Annotated in this window: 16 protein-coding genes; 14 read left to right on the forward strand and 2 right to left on the reverse strand. The window is 42.8% G+C overall.

The genetic code is table 11. From position 1 onward, the window contains the following. The first annotated feature begins 15 nt into the window (after positions 1-15). From MB380_RS00235 to MB380_RS00270, 8 genes are all read left to right on the forward strand, one after another. Positions 16-3,273, forward strand: a complete 3,258-nt coding sequence (locus tag MB380_RS00235; protein ID WP_253531878.1) for a TonB-dependent receptor — start codon at positions 16-18, stop codon at positions 3,271-3,273. A gap of 14 nt (positions 3,274-3,287) precedes the next feature. After that, positions 3,288-4,814, forward strand: coding sequence for a RagB/SusD family nutrient uptake outer membrane protein (locus tag MB380_RS00240; RefSeq protein WP_253531893.1), 1,527 nt, complete (start codon positions 3,288-3,290; stop codon positions 4,812-4,814). 65 nt (positions 4,815-4,879) lie between these two features. Then, on the forward strand, positions 4,880-6,136 hold the full coding sequence (locus tag MB380_RS00245) for a YdcF family protein (protein ID WP_253531901.1): 1,257 nt from the start codon (positions 4,880-4,882) through the stop codon (positions 6,134-6,136). Between the two features lie 195 nt (positions 6,137-6,331). Continuing rightward, positions 6,332-7,531, forward strand: a complete 1,200-nt coding sequence (gene lhgO / locus MB380_RS00250) for an L-2-hydroxyglutarate oxidase (protein WP_253535660.1) — start codon at positions 6,332-6,334, stop codon at positions 7,529-7,531. Between the two features lie 279 nt (positions 7,532-7,810). Next, entirely contained in the window at positions 7,811-8,263 is a 453-nt protein-coding gene (locus MB380_RS00255) for an META domain-containing protein (RefSeq protein ID WP_253531903.1), read from the forward strand. Positions 8,264-8,296: 33 nt separating this feature from the next. Next, a complete protein-coding gene (locus MB380_RS00260; RefSeq protein ID WP_253531905.1) occupies positions 8,297-9,517 on the forward strand; it encodes a serpin family protein in 1,221 nt (406 codons plus the stop codon). Between the two features lie 162 nt (positions 9,518-9,679). Further along, positions 9,680-10,969 (forward strand): LVIVD repeat-containing protein, encoded by a 1,290-nt coding sequence (locus MB380_RS00265; protein ID WP_253531914.1) that lies wholly within the window; start codon positions 9,680-9,682, stop codon positions 10,967-10,969. 26 nt (positions 10,970-10,995) lie between these two features. Further along, positions 10,996-11,667 (forward strand): hypothetical protein, encoded by a 672-nt coding sequence (locus MB380_RS00270; protein ID WP_253531916.1) that lies wholly within the window; start codon positions 10,996-10,998, stop codon positions 11,665-11,667. A 62-nt stretch (positions 11,668-11,729) separates the two neighbouring features. Here the strand turns inward: MB380_RS00270 and MB380_RS00275 are convergent, their stop codons facing one another. Next, positions 11,730-12,059, reverse strand: a complete 330-nt coding sequence (locus MB380_RS00275; RefSeq protein ID WP_101724960.1) for a DUF3467 domain-containing protein — start codon at positions 12,057-12,059, stop codon at positions 11,730-11,732. A gap of 168 nt (positions 12,060-12,227) precedes the next feature. Further along, positions 12,228-13,043: a 3-deoxy-8-phosphooctulonate synthase gene (kdsA, locus tag MB380_RS00280; RefSeq protein WP_409014717.1), complete on the reverse strand. Its 816-nt coding sequence runs from the start codon at positions 13,041-13,043 to the stop codon at positions 12,228-12,230. 230 nt (positions 13,044-13,273) lie between these two features. Between kdsA and MB380_RS00285 the strand changes: the two genes are divergently transcribed. From MB380_RS00285 to MB380_RS00310, 6 genes are all read left to right on the forward strand, one after another. Beyond that, positions 13,274-13,510, forward strand: a complete 237-nt coding sequence (locus MB380_RS00285; protein WP_101724962.1) for an acyl carrier protein — start codon at positions 13,274-13,276, stop codon at positions 13,508-13,510. Positions 13,511-13,592: 82 nt separating this feature from the next. After that, complete coding sequence (fabF, locus tag MB380_RS00290) at positions 13,593-14,840, forward strand: beta-ketoacyl-ACP synthase II (protein ID WP_253531920.1); 1,248 nt, start codon at positions 13,593-13,595, stop codon at positions 14,838-14,840. A gap of 9 nt (positions 14,841-14,849) precedes the next feature. Beyond that, positions 14,850-15,596, forward strand: coding sequence for a ribonuclease III (gene rnc, locus MB380_RS00295; RefSeq protein WP_101724964.1), 747 nt, complete (start codon positions 14,850-14,852; stop codon positions 15,594-15,596). A gap of 91 nt (positions 15,597-15,687) precedes the next feature. Continuing rightward, positions 15,688-16,725, forward strand: a complete 1,038-nt coding sequence (proB, locus tag MB380_RS00300; protein ID WP_253531922.1) for a glutamate 5-kinase — start codon at positions 15,688-15,690, stop codon at positions 16,723-16,725. Between the two features lie 148 nt (positions 16,726-16,873). Then, positions 16,874-17,344, forward strand: coding sequence for a hypothetical protein (locus MB380_RS00305; RefSeq protein WP_101724966.1), 471 nt, complete (start codon positions 16,874-16,876; stop codon positions 17,342-17,344). Continuing rightward, a complete protein-coding gene (locus MB380_RS00310) occupies positions 17,337-17,936 on the forward strand; it encodes a hypothetical protein (RefSeq protein WP_101724967.1) in 600 nt (199 codons plus the stop codon). The genes MB380_RS00305 and MB380_RS00310 overlap by 8 nt, the downstream gene beginning before the upstream one ends. Positions 17,937-17,942 lie beyond the last annotated feature (6 nt).

The raw sequence follows: 17,942 nt of genomic DNA on the forward strand, positions 1-17,942 counted from the left end.
TTAAAACCACTCGCAATGAAAAAAAAAGTACTTAAATCAATTCTCACAACGTTAACGTGCCTTGTATTATTTATATGCAATGCAGTACCCGCTGCCGCACAGGGCAGGCAGGTAAAGGGTAAGGTTACAGAGGCTGCAACAGGGCAGCCGTTGCCTGGCGCTACCGTTCAGGTAAAAGGAACAAAGACAGCGGCATTGACCGACGCAAAGGGCGAATTTACACTTGTGGCTTCATCAGAAGCAACATCATTGGTTATTTCATTTATTGGTTTCAAAACAACAGAAGTGCCTGTTAACGCTACAGTAACTGTTGCCTTGGAAAACGATATAAATACGTTGCAGGAGGTAGTAGTGGTGGGATATCAGACTATGCGCAAGAGCGACATCACAGGCGCTATTGCCAGCGTAAAAGCAAGTGAATTGAACCTCTCTACGCCAACGGTTGGTCAGGCGCTGGTGGGTAAAGTAGCCGGGGTGCAGATATCGCAGGTAAGTGGTGCCCCTTACAATACTACCAAAATACGGGTGCGTGGCACAAGTTCTATCAACGCCAGTTCAGACCCCCTGTATGTCATAGACGGGTATCCGGCTAACGGAGACCTTTTCCTTAACATGGAAGACATAGAGTCTGTAGAGGTTTTGAAAGATGCAGCTTCTGCGGCCATCTACGGTTCAAGGGCATCGGGTGGTGTGGTTCTGATTACCACTAAAAGAGGTAAAGAAGGAAAAACAATGGTAACCTACGATTACCAGTTTGGTATTAACCAGCTTGCGCGTAAAGTGAAAGTGCTGAATGCCGAACAGTTTTTTGATTTGTTTGTAGATGCACACAACAAAACCTATAAAGACCTGATGGTATCGCAGGGAAAGGTGTGGTCTGATGATTACGTAAAAGACAACAATACGGTACGTACAACCCGTACCAATAACGTAAACGCAAACACAATCAGGATACCTGATTATATGTATGATTTTGCTACCGGAACAATCAAAAAGCCGGAATACGACACCGACTGGCAAAATGAACTTTACCGCAATGCAGCAAATCACCGACACAATTTGTCAATTGCTGGCGGCCGTACCGGAGTGCGTTATGCCATTTCCGGAGGGTATCAGAGCCAGGATGGTATCATGCTCAATACCGATATGACGAAATATAATCTACGTTCTAATATTGATGTAGATGTTTCTAAAAAAATAACTTTAGGCGCTAACCTGGCATATACGGATACCAAAAGTAACGAAGTAACCGAAGGGCGTTTTAACCAAAGCCCGGTAATGGCAGCCTTGATTTACCTTCCGTTTCTGAAGCCCTACAATGCTGATGGCACACCGGCACAATACGAAATGTCGGCACAGTCAAGCGACTATGCTTTTCAGAGTGACATTGAAAACCCGATAGCCTACACACAAATGGTTAAAAACTACCGTAAAACAACCAGAGCAACCTACAACGTTTACGGACAGTACAAAATAGTAGAGGCCTTGACAGCTAAATTGTCTTTTGGTACTTATAACTTTACAAACAACTGGGAGTACTACCGCCCTACAAGTATCACTTCGGGTGTTAATGCGCCTTACTCTCCACAAGCCATTACTGCTGCCAATGCGCAGAACACCCGCACCGACGAAAGAGATTATCTGACTGAGTTTACATTGAACTTCAATAAAAAAGTCAGCAATTTCAATGTAAGTGGGGTAGTAGGTGCGTCGTCACAATCACACGTGACTGATGTGATTAACGTAACAGCCAATGGCTTTACTGACGACAAAATACCATTTATTACCGGTGGTGGCTCAGACCCCGCCAACTTTTCAAGAGGTGGTTCAACGGGTATTACTCAATATGCCATGGCTTCGGGTTTCGGGCGTCTTAACGTTAATTACCTGAATCGTTATCATGTAACGGCTTCTTTCCGTGGCGATGGTTCATCTTTGTTCGGGCCTAAAAACCGTTGGGCTTATTTTCCTTCTATTTCAGGAGGCTGGACAATCTCTGATGAAATGTTCTACAAAAATCTGGTCGGAGAAAGAACTTCACTGAAGTTCCGTGCCAGTTGGGGTGTGAGTGGTAACAACGGTATTGGCGCCTACAACTTCCAGCAGGTAATGGGCAAAACCGGTACGGTTATCGGAGGTGCTGTGCAAACAGCCATGTTCCCGGGTGCCTTCCGCGATGACAAATTAGGTTGGGAGTCAACATCACAAACCAATATTGGTCTTGATTTGGGTCTGTTCAACAACCGTCTTCAGGTTATTGCTAACTTCTACGACAGCTACACCTATAACCTGTTGTTCTCTAAATCTATTACAGCCGTATCAGGCTCAACATCGATGTTGACCAACCTGCCTGATTCTAAAATCAATAACCGTGGTTTCGACCTTCAGTTAGACGGAATTATACTCTCAACAAACGATTTTGAATTGCGTGCCAGCGGAAACATCTCTACTAACCGTAACAAGGTGCTTGATTTGGGTGGAGCCTCTACCATTCTTACCAGAGGTGCTGAACGCGGCTATGATACCCACATTACCATGCAAGGCCAACCGGTTGGTATGTTTTACGGCTATAAAGTAATTGGGATGGTGAAAACTCAGGAACAGGCAAACTCCATTAATAATGCCCCTGATGTGAATGATGATATACCGGCACGTTCAGCTGCGCAAAGTACGAAAATTCAGCCGGGCGACCTGCTTTTTGAAGACACTAATAAAGATGGGATTGTAAACGACCTTGACAAGACCATCATCGGCAACCCATACCCTGATTTCATTTATGCTTTCAACCTTTCAGGGCGTTACAAGAAATTTGACCTATCGGTATCTGCCAACGGTACGCACGGCAACAAAGTGCTTGACGGGCAAAACTATTACAACCTGAATATGGAAGGCTCTGGCAACCAGTATGCTGTTGTCGATGATCGTTTCCGTACGCCTGAAAATCCCGGTGGTGGTGAGATTTATCGCGCGGCCCGTGGTGGTACCCAGAGTAACAGTACGCGTTTGTCTACATTCTATCTGAACGATGGTTCGTTCTTCAGAATTACCAACGTAACACTTGGCTACAACTGGAACACCTCAGCGCTTACCAATAATGCCATTTCAAATGTACGCATCTATCTATCAACAGATAACCCTTTCACGGCTCAGAAGTACAGAGGTTATAACCCTGAGGTAGATTACAACAATGGCTCTAACTTGACTCCGGGTGTAGATTACGGTAAATACCCTTTAATGAGGTCTTTCAATGCCGGATTAAAAGTTCAATTCTAAAACAAATTTGAATCATGAAAAAATTAAGCATATTATTAATATTGGTTGCGTTGGTGTCTTCGTCGTGCGAAGATTACCTGGAAATAGAAAACCCCAACGCCATTGCCAGCGACAAGTATTTTTCTTCTGAAATTGATGTACAGAAAGCCGTGGCAGGTATATATACTGCCATAAGAAGTAATAGTGCGCTTGGCGAAACAAGCGATTTGTATAGCGAAGAGCGCAGTGATAATGCAGGGCGTACAGATAACCAGTCGTCGGCAGGTACGCCTTTCCAGTTCACAAACTTTACATTAGTGCCTACCAATCCTGAAATGACCGGCCACTGGAATGCCCTGTATACCATTGTATCGCGTGCCAACTATGTGTTGTCGAACGTTGATAACACCGCAATTAAGTTTACTGATGAAAAGAACCGCGCTATCTACAAATCAGAGGCGCTTTTCCTTCGTGCGCTAGCCTATTTTCATTTGGTTCGTAAATGGGGAGACGTGCCTATGGTAACCAAGTTCATGGCGTCTTATGACGAAATCGTGGCCAGCACTTTCAGGGTAGAAAAAGGGCTGGTTTATGCACAAATTGTTGATGACCTCACAAAAGCATTAAACGCTGATTTACCGAATATCCAGCCGGCTTCAGGCAAAGGCCGTACTTGCAAAGCAGCTATTAATGGTTTGCTTGGCCAGGTTTACCTTACAATGGGTTCTGTTTTAGCAGATAACAAAACAGCCAATTTCACTAAAGCCAAGCAGTATCTGGAAGCAGCCTATGCCATGAGAACCTTCGGGCAGTTGTCAGACATCCCCTATGCTGATGTATTTGATGTAAATAAAAAGAACACAAACCCGGAGATTATTTTTCAGATTGTGTATAAACAAGGCGACCAGAACTATGCCTCTGGTATTGCGTATCGTAACCAGTCAATCGGCGAAACCATCAACTCTAAAAGACCATCAACGGGTCGTGGGTTTTTTGTGAATCCAGATCTGGTTAATGAATATGAAGCAGGAGACATCAGAAAAGACTTCTCGGTAAAATGGGCAGACCACGCCAGTGCAAAAGCCTGGTTTGTTACCAAATATCGCGACGTAAGTGAAGCCGCAGCTGCCAATGGTTGGGGTGGAAATGATTTTATTCTGATGAGATATGCTGACATTGTATTGATGCTTGCCGAAGTAAACGAAAGGCTGGGTAACAATACAGAGGCAATAAGTTATCTGAATCAGGCACGTAAACGTGCCGGTTTGCCAGACTACGCAGCCTCTGATGCGGCGTATCATGCCAAGTACCCGACCTTGAAACTTGCTATTCTGCACGAACGCAGATCAGAGCTGGCTTTTGAAAACCACCGTTTATTTGATTTACTACGTGCCTTTGGAGATAATCCTCAGGGTTTTGTAAATTATTTAAAGAGTAAAAACCCGGCCGATTACGGTATTTCAGATTTGAAAAACGTATCAACAAAGGATGTTTACTTCCCGATTCCGTTCGATGAAAGCAAACTTGACCCCGTAAAGATGTATCAGAACCCAGGTTATTGATTTTCATATAAAAGGGTAATGCGACTTCCGCATTACCCTCTTTACTTTTTCAACATTTATACCCTATGAAAACAAAGTTACTGTACACCCTTTCTATCTCAATACTGTTTATAATAAATGTGGCCGGGCAGGGGTACAATAAAAGCTACCGTCTGCTTTCTTCCGGCGATTTAACCGTCGATAAAAACTTTTATCTGATTACGGTAATTGAAAAAACGCCCGAAGTAAAAACGATAGTAAGTAATAATGCAACGCTGAAAAGCCTTCTGCAAAAGAAAGTAGAGGTTTTAAAAGCACACGTAACAGACACCTGCTCGCACCCGGTATCATTGCTCAGTGACTTCTTCTGGAAACAGGATACCGCCACATTGGCAAAAGAATTGCAAATGGTTTATGCGGCCAATAAAAAAGCTTTCGATAAAATAATTGATGGGCATTTACGTCCTTCGGGCTATTATCAACGTTTTGTAGGTTTATCGAACGAAGTTTTACTGGCTAAAGCCTGGAACCAGTGCTTTTATGGAATGGATTACATCATCAATCAGTTTGGTTTGGGTAAAAAAATGAGATATCCGCATATTGACTCAGCCAGTTATGTGGTAACCTCGCGTTCGTACCGCATTATGCTGAAAGACCTGGTGGCGTCGCTCAATGAAAGCAGCAAAAGCTTTGATGTTTTCTATAAGCCGTCGTTGGCAGTAGCCATGCAGTTAATGCAGGCAAACGACAGAGACGAACCGGCAAGGCTTGAACCGCTGGAAAAAGGAATAAACAAAGCAGCCTATGAGCAAATTCAAAAAACCGACTGGAAGAAATACAAATACGCCGTCATTGTGCTTCCGGGTGCAGGCCCTGAACTGCATATACCAATAGGGCATGAAGGAAAACTACATTGTGATGCCGCTGCCCGTAGTTATCTGGCAGGTGACGCCCCCTTCATTATTCCTACTGGTGGCTATTGCTATCCTTTCAAGACTATTTACAATGAAGCGGTAGAAATGAAAAAATACCTGATGGAGAAGTATAACATTCCTGCCTCTGCTATTATTGCAGAGCCGCAGGCAAGGCATACTACCACCAATATCCGTAATTCTGTACGGCTCATGATTCGCTATGGTATACCGGTAGATATGCCATCGTTGTTTGTTACTTCTATGTCGCAAACCAAGTACTCGGCAGCGGGTAGTTTCGATACGCGCAATATACGCGAGTTGGGATACACACCTTATACCCGTAAAAAGCAATTGTCTAATCACGTAATAGAGTTTTATCCGGTAATGGAGTGCTTGCACATGGACCCTTACGACCCGCTTGACCCTTAGCAGGCCGTTATTAAATAGTTACAAAAACACCATCTGCGCCAACAGTTGGTGTTTTTGCTTTAAAAGTGTTGTGTTTATGGCCTGCAAAACTTTTTAAGCCAAAAACCAGATTGCTTTTTAGCGGGCTATTGTTTCAGATAAAACAGGCTTTTGTTGTATATTTACGGCAAAAAAACCATCTTTCTTGATTTGAATATGACCTACGATGTAATTGTTATTGGTGGAGGAATTGTCGGGCTGGCAACTGCTTTGAAAATCAAACAGGGCAATCCAACCCTGAAACTGTTGATTATTGAAAAAGAAACCAAAGTTGCCCTACATCAGACAGGCCACAATAGCGGCGTTATACATTCGGGTTTATATTACAAGCCTGGTAGTTTAAAAGCTACCAATTGTATACGGGGTTATGAGATGCTTCTTGACTTCTGTCGCAATGAAGACATAAAGCATGACTTATGCGGCAAGATAGTAGTTGCTACCCGCCCTGAGCAGGTGCCTATTCTGGATGGTCTTTTTGAACGCGGCAAACAGAATGGACTGGATGGGTTTAAGATGCTAAACCCTGAGCAACTGAAAGAATACGAACCCCATGTAAAAGGCCTGAAAGGTTTTTTTGTGCCTCAGACCGGCATTATAGATTATACCGAAGTATGTGAGAAATACCTGCAAAAAACACGTGAGCTGGGTGGAGAAATAGTTTTTGGGCAAAAGGTAACCGGTATAAATTCTCAGGCGAACACATCGGTGGTTAATACTGACGGGGGGTCTTACCAAACCAGGCTGGTGGTAAACTGTGCCGGGTTGTATTCTGATAAAGTAGGGCAAATGACCGACCAACGTGCCGAAAGATTAAGAATTACACCCTTTAGAGGTGAATACCTTGAAATAAAACCAGAAAAACAATATCTGGTAAAAAACCTTATCTACCCGGTGCCAGACCCTAACTTCCCGTTTCTGGGTGTGCATTTTACCCGTATGATTCACGGTGGGGTAGAGGCCGGCCCCAATGCCGTGCTGGCTTTTGCCCGTGAAGGCTACAAAAAAACCGATATTAATCTGGCCGAGTTGTTCGAGACCCTCACCTGGCGTGGGTTCCGCAAAGTGGCCGCTAAATACTGGCGCACAGGCTTTGGCGAAATGTATCGTTCGTTTTCAAAAGCCGCTTTTACCAAAGCTTTGCAGGAACTGATACCCGAAATACAGGAAGATGACCTGATACCCGGCGGAGCAGGTGTAAGAGCTCAGGCCTGTGATTATGACGGCGGCTTACTAGACGACTTCGCCATCTTTGAAAACGAGCGCGCCGTTAATGTGTGCAATGCACCATCACCTGCGGCCACTTCGTCTCTCTCAATTGGTCAGACAGTGAGCGAACTGGTTTTGAAGCGGTTCTGATAAAAAACATTAATTTTTTAAGATTGAACAAGCCCGGTTATATATTGTTATAGCCGGGCTTGTTGTTTGTTTATTTAAAAAATAAGTGGCTATTCCAACCATTTTTAATAATCAGGTATCTATGCTATTGAAAAGGGTACTGAGCCTCAGTCAAAACATTTGTTTAAGTCAGGGGAAAAACATGCTCGTTTGTTTATTCCCTTGACGGACTGAGTTGTTGGTTCTGGCCGTATTAAAAAACCGGCAACAGTTATATGGAAACAGAAGATTTTAAATCAGATGAAAAAAGTACTTGTGTTGTTTGTAGCAGCTGCCATAGGATTGGGCGGTTGCAAGGATGAAAAAATAGAAGCCTCATATCCTTCTTTTGAGGCAATGAGAGGGTCTGATTTACTTGGCCAATGGAAATTTAAAGGGTATTCAGACGGGAAAACGCCAAAGTTTGATGTAACAATGGAGTTAAAGAATGAGAAAGAGAAAGTTACAATTTACGGGCGTAGTTCAGTGAATTTTTATTTTGCCGAACCGATGGTTGACGAAAACAAAAGAACCTTCAGGATACCGGCAATTGGCTCAACAAAAATTGCTGGCACTCCTGATGCCAACTCTTTCGAGCTTACCTACTATGAAAGCCTGCGTAATGTTGAAAAATACGACTTGAAAGACAGAAACATATTGGTATTGTATGTGTCATCACCGGCAAATGAAGCCTTGTATTTTGAGAAAAAGTAAAAGAACAACCTAATTATTTAAATCAACCTACATATGAAAACACTTAAAATTGCATTGTTAGCAGTAATATGTTCTCTGGCTGCGGCAAGTTGTAGTGATAAAAACCAGGTATCGCCGGATACCGAGAAAGCTAATAACCAACTGAAGGCCATACCCGGCACTTTTGCTGACCATACCAGCGAGTTTGCCTTTGATTTCTGGAAAAAACACGATGCCTCTGAGGCTCCTGATAAAAGCTATTTTGTTTCCCCGCTAAGTCTACACATTGCATTAGGAATGCTGCTCAACGGAGCTGATGAAAAAACAAAAGAGGAAATTCAGAAAGTGCTGAGGGTCTCATCAGATATGTCAGTTACCAATGGTATTTATAAAGACCTGATTGATAATCTTCCGCTGAGTGACCCTAAAGTAAAAAACACCATAGCCAATTCGGTTTGGTACAGAAACACCTTTAATGTTAATCAGTCTTACTTCAATAACCTCAAAACATATTTTAATGCAGGGGTTTTTGCCGAAAACTTTGATGATAGCCAGACAGTAGGTAAAATTAACAACTGGGCAAGTGACAACACCAACGGCAAGATTAAGAAAGTGATTGAAGAAATAAGCCCTGACCAGGTGCTGTTTCTGATGAACGCGCTGTACTTTAAAGGCGACTGGAAAACCCAATTTAAAGAAGCAAATACCCAGAACGACAACTTTACCGGTACCAAAGGAACAAAGAGCGTGAAGATGATGAACATGACCGAAAATGTAAAGTATGCCAAACGCGATAGTTACCAGGCCATAGAGTTGCCTTATGGAGACGGCAATTATGTAATGACAGTAATTTTGCCGGATAAATCTACCGATGCCACACTGGCAAACTTTTCTGTCAATGAATGGAAGGCGCTAACCGGAGCCCTGAAAGAGCAAAAAGTAATTGTAGGCCTGCCCAGGTTTACACTTGAGTATGAAACAGACCTGAAAAAAGTGCTGATGGAAATGGGTATTAATGCCGCCTTTACCAATGGGGCCGACCTATCGAAAATTGCTGGTAAAGCCGGTGATTTAAAAGTGGGAATGGTAAAACAGAATACCTACGTTGGTGTTGACGAAAAGGGTACTGAGGCTGCAGCCGTAACCACCATTGGTGTGGTAGTTACTTCTTTGCCCGCTTATCCGCAGGTAGTTTGCAACCGCCCGTTTTTGTTTGTAATTAGCGAGAAACAATCAAACACCATTCTGTTTACAGGTAAAATCTCGAATCTGTAAGGTGCATGATCAAATTTTAAAACTATTGTTTTCCGGTACCGACAAGTGTAGCATATAATTTTTGGAGTAATCCGATTAAAATAAATCCGCAAAGCCATGTGATATAAAGATTCCCATCTTTCACATGGCTTTTTTTATTTAAACAGATTAAAAACTAAAACTATGAAAAAATTCTACCTCAAGTGTTTATCAATTATATTCTGCTTAGGTATGGCGGCAGGTACGCAATCTTGTACGGACGACTGCGAAACTACCCGTACCTACAGAACTACCCGGGCCTTTACTATTTCTGTTGACCAAATACGCGCAGGTATAGCCTGGCAAGCCCCACAGGATTTAATCAATCCGGGAAAGATTTATGTGAAAGACAATTACATCTTTGTTAATGAAATAAAACAAGGGATACATATCATTGATAATACGAATCCGGCGAACCCGGTAAACATGGGTTTCCTGAAAATACCCGGGGTGATAGACATGGCCGTGAAAGGTAACACGCTCTATACAGACAGCTACACAGACCTGGTTACCTTTGATATCGCCGACATTAAAAATATTAAAGAATCGGGCAGGGTAAAAGATGTTTTTACTAGCGGCATGGCAGATGGTGTAACCTGGTATTATAATGAGAATATCAAATTGCTGACCGATTATGAAATAAAAATTGTAACAGAAAAATATCGTTCAAACTGTGGTTTTTCGATTGTAAGCCCTAACCCTGTTTACTACGATCTGAGCAACTATAATGGTTCTAAAGGGCCTACCAGTTCAAACGGCTCGTCATCGTCCAGCAGTACGGGTCAGGGCGGCTCTATGGCAAGGTTTACTTTGTATGACGACTTCCTTTACACAGTTTCACAAAATGACCTTGTTCTTTTTAATATCCGGAACCAGAGCCAACCCGTTCAGGAAAACAAGATAAATCTTGGTTGGGGTATCGAAACTATTTTTCCTTATCAGGACAAACTGTTTATCGGGTCAAACACAGGGCTTTATATCTTTGATAATAAAGAGCCCGCAAAGCCTCAGCTGATGTCTATGTTTCAGCACGCCCGCGCCTGCGACCCGGTGGTGGTGCATAACAACATTGCTTACGTAACGCTACGCGCTGGCTGGTGCGGTGTTGCACCCAACAGGCTAGATGTAATAGATGTGGCCAATCTTTCTGCACCCAGGTTAATTAAAAGCTATGAAATGCAGAACCCCGCCGGCTTGGGTGTAGACTTCCCCAGTCTTTTTATCTGTGAGGGCAAATTTGGTCTTAAATCTTTTGATGCCAGTAGCGCGTCAGACATAAAATTGCAGCAGCATATTGATAAATTGGATGCCTTTGATGTGATTCCGCTAGGTGGAAAACACCTGTTGATGGTTGGTAAAGATGGCTTGTATCAGTACGATGCCAGTAATCTGAAAGACATGAAACTATTGAGTGTAATTCCGGTAAAACAATAGACATAAACCTTAAAACGGCACATCAGATGAAAAACCTTAATATTTATATTATTTCAGTAAGCCTTTTGTTGATGAGCATTGCAGGTAGTAGTAATGAAACCCAGGCGCAGGAAACCAAAGAGAAGTTTTTCAGGAAACACAGATTTGTGAACATGACAGAGTTCGGCGTTATGTTTGGCCGCACAAAGTATCTGGCCTCTTATGGCGGGTGGTATCCTTACTCTGGGCCTTCAGTTGGGGTTCCGGCAATATATCAGGTAAGCAAGCAGGTAAATGTTTCAGGGCAGACATTCAATGGCGTTTATATAAACTCAAAAACTGCGGCAGGCCTTACGTTGGGGGTTGATGGGTACGGCGAAACCCTATTGATGCCATTAGCATTGGGCATAAGAAGAAACATACATCAGAAAAGAGAGGAAGGAAGCAGCCTTATGGGTGGTCTTGATGCAGGTTATTCAACAGCTTGGCTGAACGAAGACAACACAGGTTTTAAGACCTCAGGCGGCTTAATGATAAGCCCTACAGTTGGGTACCGGTTACCTATGAGAAACGGTTCTGCCTGGCTGATTAACTTTGGATACCGATTTCAAAAGGCTGAATACCGGCAGGAACGCCAGGTAGACGGGATTTACTGGAATGAATTGAAGGAAGACCGAAAGTATAAGAGACTGGTTGTAAGATTGGGGATTGAGTTCTGACTACCCAAAACAAAAGCCCTGAAACCGGTTTCAGAGCTTTTGTTTTGAAGAGCAGGTATGTATCATGCTTCTCCCATAGGGCCACCGAAATTCATCGGAAAAGGCAGGGGTTCGTTGGTTTCTCTGATAGAACCAAAGTTATCTTCATACTTAGAAATATTGTCTTGCAAGGCGGTTAACAAACGTTGGGCGTGTTCTGGTGTAAGAATAACCCTGGATTTTACTTTGGCCTTGGGTACACCGGGCATTAATCTGATAAAATCTATTACAAACTCGGTATTAGAATGAGCAATCATAGCCAGATTTGCATATACGCCCTCTGCCATTTCTTCCGATAATTCAATATTTATTTGTTGTTCAGGCTCTTCCTGAGCATCTTTCTTCTTTGCCATATTCTTGAAAAATGTTAATTTCTATGAAGGCACGCTGCCCTGTAAATATAACGAAAATATATTTTTTAATATTAATAAATGAAATTTAATCGGTAAATATTATTGAGCGGCATTTGCTTGTGCGCTACCTTTAAGTGGTTCTTTTTCAGCTGTTTATGCTTATGGAAATTAGTTTTTCTTTACCGCTTCGCGGATTCTAACCAGTTTTTCCAATAAAGATTCAAGCTGGTTGAGCGGTAACATATTGGCACCGTCTGACTTAGCCATAGATGGCTCCAGGTGGGTTTCAATAAATATTCCGTCGGCTCCTACGGCTATGGCTGCTTTGGCTATGGTTTCAATCAGAGCCGGTTTACCACCCGTAACACCTGATGACTGATTAGGTTGTTGAAGCGAGTGCGTGCAATCCATTACTACGGGCACGTTAAAGGCCTTCATTTCGACAATATTGCGGTAGTCGACCACAATATCAGAATACCCGAACGAATTCCCGCGGTCGGTCAGCATTACCTGTGCGTCAGGGTTTACGGCATTAATTTTTTCAACGGCAAAGCCCATTCCTGAGCCGTGCATAAATTGTCCTTTCTTAACATTAACAGCTTTGCCGGTTTCAGCAGCGGCAACCAGCAGTTCGGTCTGGCGGCATAGAAAAGCAGGTATCTGCAAAACATCTACAAACCTGGCAGCTATGGCGGCCTCATGAGACTCGTGGATGTCTGTTATGGTTGGCAATTCAAGCGTGTCACCTACTTTTTTTAGAATACTCAAGGCAAGTTCATCACCAATACCTGTAAAAGAGTTCAATTTGGTTCGGTTGGCTTTCCGATACGACGCCTTAAATATATAAGGTATCTGCAGGCGGTCGGTAATTTTCTTTACTTTCTCGGCAATTTCAAGAGCCATATCATGGCCCTCTACCACACATGGCCCGGCAATTAAGAAAAAATTGCCCGAATTCTGGTTTTTTAATTGATTGACTTTCAGCACTTTAAATGTTTTTTTTGCCCACTATAAAGTAGGTTTTTCTTAATTAATTGATGGAATATTTCTATTCCGGAGTGTTTTTCCAAAATTTCTTTCGTATTTCAGGCTTTAATAGAAAAACAAATACAAATGTCGAAAGTTTTCTGACACTAAAAAACTTTCCCGTATTTTGTTGTTTTCGTTGAAAAGCATTTTCTTTGCAGTCGTTTTTCACCAAACTACAGTTCAAAATGTCAGCAATTGCATCTAAAGTAAAGAGAATTATCGTAGAAAAACTCGGCGTTGAAGAGTCTGAAGTAACTCCTGAGGCATCATTTACCAATGATTTGGGAGCAGATTCACTAGACACTGTGGAATTGATAATGGAATTTGAAAAAGAATTTAACGTATCAATCCCAGACGACCAGGCAGAAAATATCCAGACAGTAGGTCAGGCTATAACATACTTGGAAGAAAATTCTAAATAATTTTCGAGTTGCGAGTTTCAAGTTTCATGATACAAGCCTGAAACTTGAAACTTTATAACTTTGAAACTTCAAACCTCATTTTATGGCTTTCAAACGAGTAGTTGTAACAGGATTGGGGGCTATAACGCCTATCGGTAATACGGTAGAAGAGTTCTGGCACGGATTATCAACCGGTGTGAGCGGCGCAGCCTTTATCACTAAGTTCGACGCCAGTAAGTTCCGAACAAAATTTGCCTGCGAAGTTAAAAACTTTGACGTAACGCAATTTATACCAAGGCAGGATGCCCGTAAAATGGACTTATTTACCCAGTATGCCATGGTAGCAGCCGATGAAGCTGTGAAAGACTCTGGTATTGATTTGGAAACAATCAATAGAAATAAAGCCGGTGTTATATGGGGGTCGGGTATTGGCGGTCTGAAAACCTTTGAAGAAGAGGTGATTAACTTTGCCAGTGGCGACGGTACCCCGAAATTCAATCCGTTTTTCATTCCGAAAATGATTGCCGACAGTGCCTCGGGCCAGATTTCTATTAAATATGGCTTCCGTGGTCCTAACTACATTACTGTATCGGCATGCGCCTCTACCAATAATGCCATTATAGACGCATTTAATTACATACGCTTAGGTAGAGTTAATATTTGTATATCAGGTGGCTCAGAGGCTGCCATTACTCAAGCGGGTATTGGTGGTTTCAACGGCTTGCGTGCCATGTCTGAAAGAAACGATGACCCTGCAACGGGCTCAAGACCTTATGACAAAGACCGTGACGGTTTTGTGTTGGGCGATGGCGGTGCAGCATTGATTCTGGAAGAGTATGAGCATGCAGTAGCACGTGGAGCCAAAATATATTGTGAGATAGTAGGTGGTGGTATGTCTTCAGACGCATATCATATTACAGCCCCACACCCCGAAGGTTTAGGAGCGTTTCTTTCTATGCAGGATGCCCTGGAAGATGCCAACATGAAACCCGAAGAGGTTGATTACATCAATACCCATGGTACGTCAACACCACTGGGTGACCCACAGGAAATTAAAGCTATTGAGCAGTTGTTTGGTGATCATACCTACCAGATGAGCATCAGTTCTACCAAATCAATGACAGGCCACTTACTTGGAGCAGCCGGAGCAGTTGAATCTGTTGCTGCGGTACTGGCTATCCAAAATCAGGTTGTTCCGCCAACCATAAATCTGTTCAATATTGATGAGGCAATTGACCCAAGAATAGATTTAACCCCAAATGTGGCGAAATCAAAAAAAATTGATGTAGTTTTGAGTAATTGTTTTGGTTTTGGCGGACATAATGCTACGCTAATATTTAAGAAAATCTAATTTCGAAACGTGTTGTCGGAGGCTAGTAACTTTTGGGGATTCTTTAAAACGAGTTCAAAAGAACGTGAGTTTAGAAAAGCTGTAGAGCAAATTATTGGTGAAAAGCCGAGTAATCCTTTGCTCTATCAGTTGGCCTTTCGACATACCTCTGCGTCAAAAGAAACCAATATTGGTGGTTTTCGCGAGTCGAACGAACGGCTTGAATATCTGGGTGATTCGGTGTTGGGCATGATAGTAGCCGAATACCTTTTCAAGAAATATCCGTTCAAAGATGAAGGGTTCTTAACCGAAATCAGGTCGAGAATTGTTAACCGCGAATCTTTGAATCAGGTAGCACGCAAGATTGGTTTAGAGAAGCTCATTCAGTTTGATGGCCAGCGCATTGCCCACAGCCGTACATCGATGTATGGCGATGCCATGGAAGCCCTTATCGGCGCTATCTATCTCGACAAAGGCTTCAGATTTACCAGAACTTTCATTCTGAAAAAACTGATAGCCAATTATTTTGACCTCGACACCGTTATTCAGACCAATACCAATTATAAAAGTATTCTGTTAAGCTGGGCACAACAAGAAGGCAAAAAGATTGTTTTTGAGATTGTGCAGGAAAACGGCAAGCATCACCATAAAGAGTTTGTGGCACAGGTAAAAGTAAATGGTGAGGCCATTAGCACCGGTGGTGGATGGAACAAGAAAAAAGCCGAACAGGAAGCCGCCCGCAGGGCCTGCGAAAGTTTAGAAATAAAATCTTCATAATAAAAAAGACGCAAAACCTTGCGTCTTTTTTGTTTACCCTGATAGTAGAGAGACAACAGTAAACAGTAACAAGCATTAAGCACCCCACCCAATGACCCAATTGCCTATTCTTATCATTAAATTCGGTACTGCTTCTATAACGCAAACCAACGGCGAGCCAGACGAAACCATTATTGCCGATATTGCCCGGCAGGTTTCTGAGTTACATGCCCGGTATCATATTGTTATTGTGTCGTCGGGTGCGGTAGGAGCAGGCAAGCACTATATAAAACAGTATTCAGGCCAAATAGCAGAAAGGAAGGCCGCCGCAGCCATTGGCAATCCGTTGTTATTAAGTATTTATTCCAGGTACTTCTCGGCATACAACATACAAATTGCACAGAGCTTGTGCGAGCGCCAGCACTTTGGCAACCGCGAGCAGTTTCTGCAACTGAAAGAAACGTATCAGGAGTTGTGGGCAAATGGTATCATACCAATTGCCAACGAAAACGATGTGGTGAGTAACCGCGAGTTGAAGTTTTCAGATAATGATGAACTAGCCACCCTGATAGCCACTGGCTTTGGCGCCGAAACCCTGATGATATGCACGTCGGTTGGCGGCTTGCTGGATAAAGAAAAGAACATAATCAGAAAAATAGAAACCATTGATAACCAGATATTAGGCCTGGTTGATAACAGTAAGTCGGCTTTGGGTTCGGGCGGTATGGCCTCTAAGTTAACGTTTACCAAGCTGGCTACCCGCATGGGAATTAAGGTGATTATTTTCGGCATGAAAACCCCAGATGGTATCCTGAACGCATTGCAGGGGCAAGCCGGAAGTGAGTTTCTGCCGCAGGAGGTAAATCTTTCATCGCGTAATAAATGGCTGGCAAGCGGTAGCTTAACCGTAGGCACACTACAAATTGATGCCGGAGCCGTAAAAGCCCTTCAGAAACGCAGCAGTTTGCTGGCAGTGGGTATAAAAAAGGTTAAGGGAGATTTTGAAGCCGGAGAGGTGGTGGAGATAACAGATGGCCACGGCGTAATGGTAGGAGTGGCACGTATCAGGGTTACATCTGCCGAACTGAAAGCCAATTTAAGTACCCAGAATTTTGAAGTGGCCAATGCCAACGATATTGTCTTAATATAAAGCCCTCGTTAAGCCGGTTTTTAGTTTTCTATGAGCTACGTTATTTCTTGGGTGGTACCTGTCTAGTAATGAAATCTGAATTTTAAAAAAATATAAACTTTGTTAACTTTAATATGGTTTTATAGCAAGAAATTAAAAAGATTAAGCAATGGCACAGGTAAAACAAGAAATAGTAGATGCTTTAAGGCGTACCGCCGGCAAGCTTCAGGCTGGTACGCAATATATGTGGGGGCACATGGGTAGTTGTAACTGCGGCAATCTGGCGCAGGAGGTAACCCGGAAAACCAAAGCAGAAATACATGCATACGCCATGCAGGGGCGCGGCGACTGGAACGAACAATTGAATGATTATTGTGGTGTTAGTGCCATGCCCATTGACCTGCTGATTTTTGAAATGCTGACAGCAGGGTTTACGTTAGAAGACCTGAAAAATCTTGAGAAACTATCAGACAAAGACGTTTTGTCTCGCCTACCTGTAGAAAAACGCTATTTGCGCCACAATGTTAGAGAAGATGTTATCGTTTATTTACTAGAGTGGGCAAATATGCTTGAAGAACAATTGTTAGAGACCATTGAACTGCCTGATTTTTTACAAGAAACAGCATTAACACATGCGTAAAGCTTTTTTAACCCTTACCTTACTTATTTGTGCCTTTGCGGCATTTGCACAGGAAGAAGAACCACAACAGAAAGAAAAGCCCATATTTTTTGAGCAGCCAAAGCCCGCCTGGAAAGAAAGACTAAGGTATGGAGGTAATTTATGGCTTGGTTTCTTTGGTGCTTTTTACATTGATGTGTCGCCTATGGTAGGGTATGAGCTAGGGGAAAAAGGAACTGTTGCCGGGCTGGGCGCCAACCTGATATACCAGGGTAATTTTAACCAGAACGGCAATTTGGTTTACGGACCCAAGCTATTTGTAAGGCAGCAGGTTTTCAGATCTATTTTTATACATGCAGAATATGAAATGATGAATGCCTATGCCAGTCAGTTCTATTCTTTTAATCCGAATACTCCCGTTACCGACATTAAAAAGAAGTGGGAAGGCTCACCGCTACTAGGTGCCGGGTTTTATCAGGGGCGCGGCGGAAACAGAGGCAGTTTTATTTCGTTGATGTACAACCTGGGCTACCCTAACCGGGGTTTTATCAGTCCGCAGGGCTTAGGTGGTAATAATTCACCTATTGTTGTTCGCTTCGGATTTCTTCTTTAATAATCT

It is taken from the genome of Emticicia sp. 21SJ11W-3 (assembly GCF_024138715.1).
Classification (GTDB): domain Bacteria; phylum Bacteroidota; class Bacteroidia; order Cytophagales; family Spirosomataceae; genus Emticicia; species Emticicia fluvialis.

Bases quoted from the DNA above. Each gene is read 5' to 3' on its own strand.
- MB380_RS00275 (WP_101724960.1), bottom strand. From the start codon at position 12,059: ATGGCAAAGAAGAAAGATGCTCAGGAAGAGCCTGAACAACAAATAAAT.
- proB (WP_253531922.1), top strand. From the start codon at position 15,688: ATGACCCAATTGCCTATTCTTATCATTAAATTCGGTACTGCTTCTATA.
- lhgO (WP_253535660.1), top strand. From the start codon at position 6,332: ATGACCTACGATGTAATTGTTATTGGTGGAGGAATTGTCGGGCTGGCA.
- fabF (WP_253531920.1), top strand. From the start codon at position 13,593: ATGGCTTTCAAACGAGTAGTTGTAACAGGATTGGGGGCTATAACGCCT.
- MB380_RS00245 (WP_253531901.1), top strand. From the start codon at position 4,880: ATGAAAACAAAGTTACTGTACACCCTTTCTATCTCAATACTGTTTATA.
- MB380_RS00255 (WP_253531903.1), top strand. From the start codon at position 7,811: ATGAAAAAAGTACTTGTGTTGTTTGTAGCAGCTGCCATAGGATTGGGC.
- MB380_RS00270 (WP_253531916.1), top strand. From the start codon at position 10,996: ATGAAAAACCTTAATATTTATATTATTTCAGTAAGCCTTTTGTTGATG.
- MB380_RS00265 (WP_253531914.1), top strand. From the start codon at position 9,680: ATGAAAAAATTCTACCTCAAGTGTTTATCAATTATATTCTGCTTAGGT.
- MB380_RS00305 (WP_101724966.1), top strand. From the start codon at position 16,874: ATGGCACAGGTAAAACAAGAAATAGTAGATGCTTTAAGGCGTACCGCC.
- MB380_RS00235 (WP_253531878.1), top strand. From the start codon at position 16: ATGAAAAAAAAAGTACTTAAATCAATTCTCACAACGTTAACGTGCCTT.
- MB380_RS00260 (WP_253531905.1), top strand. From the start codon at position 8,297: ATGAAAACACTTAAAATTGCATTGTTAGCAGTAATATGTTCTCTGGCT.
- MB380_RS00310 (WP_101724967.1), top strand. From the start codon at position 17,337: ATGCGTAAAGCTTTTTTAACCCTTACCTTACTTATTTGTGCCTTTGCG.
- MB380_RS00240 (WP_253531893.1), top strand. From the start codon at position 3,288: ATGAAAAAATTAAGCATATTATTAATATTGGTTGCGTTGGTGTCTTCG.
- MB380_RS00285 (WP_101724962.1), top strand. From the start codon at position 13,274: ATGTCAGCAATTGCATCTAAAGTAAAGAGAATTATCGTAGAAAAACTC.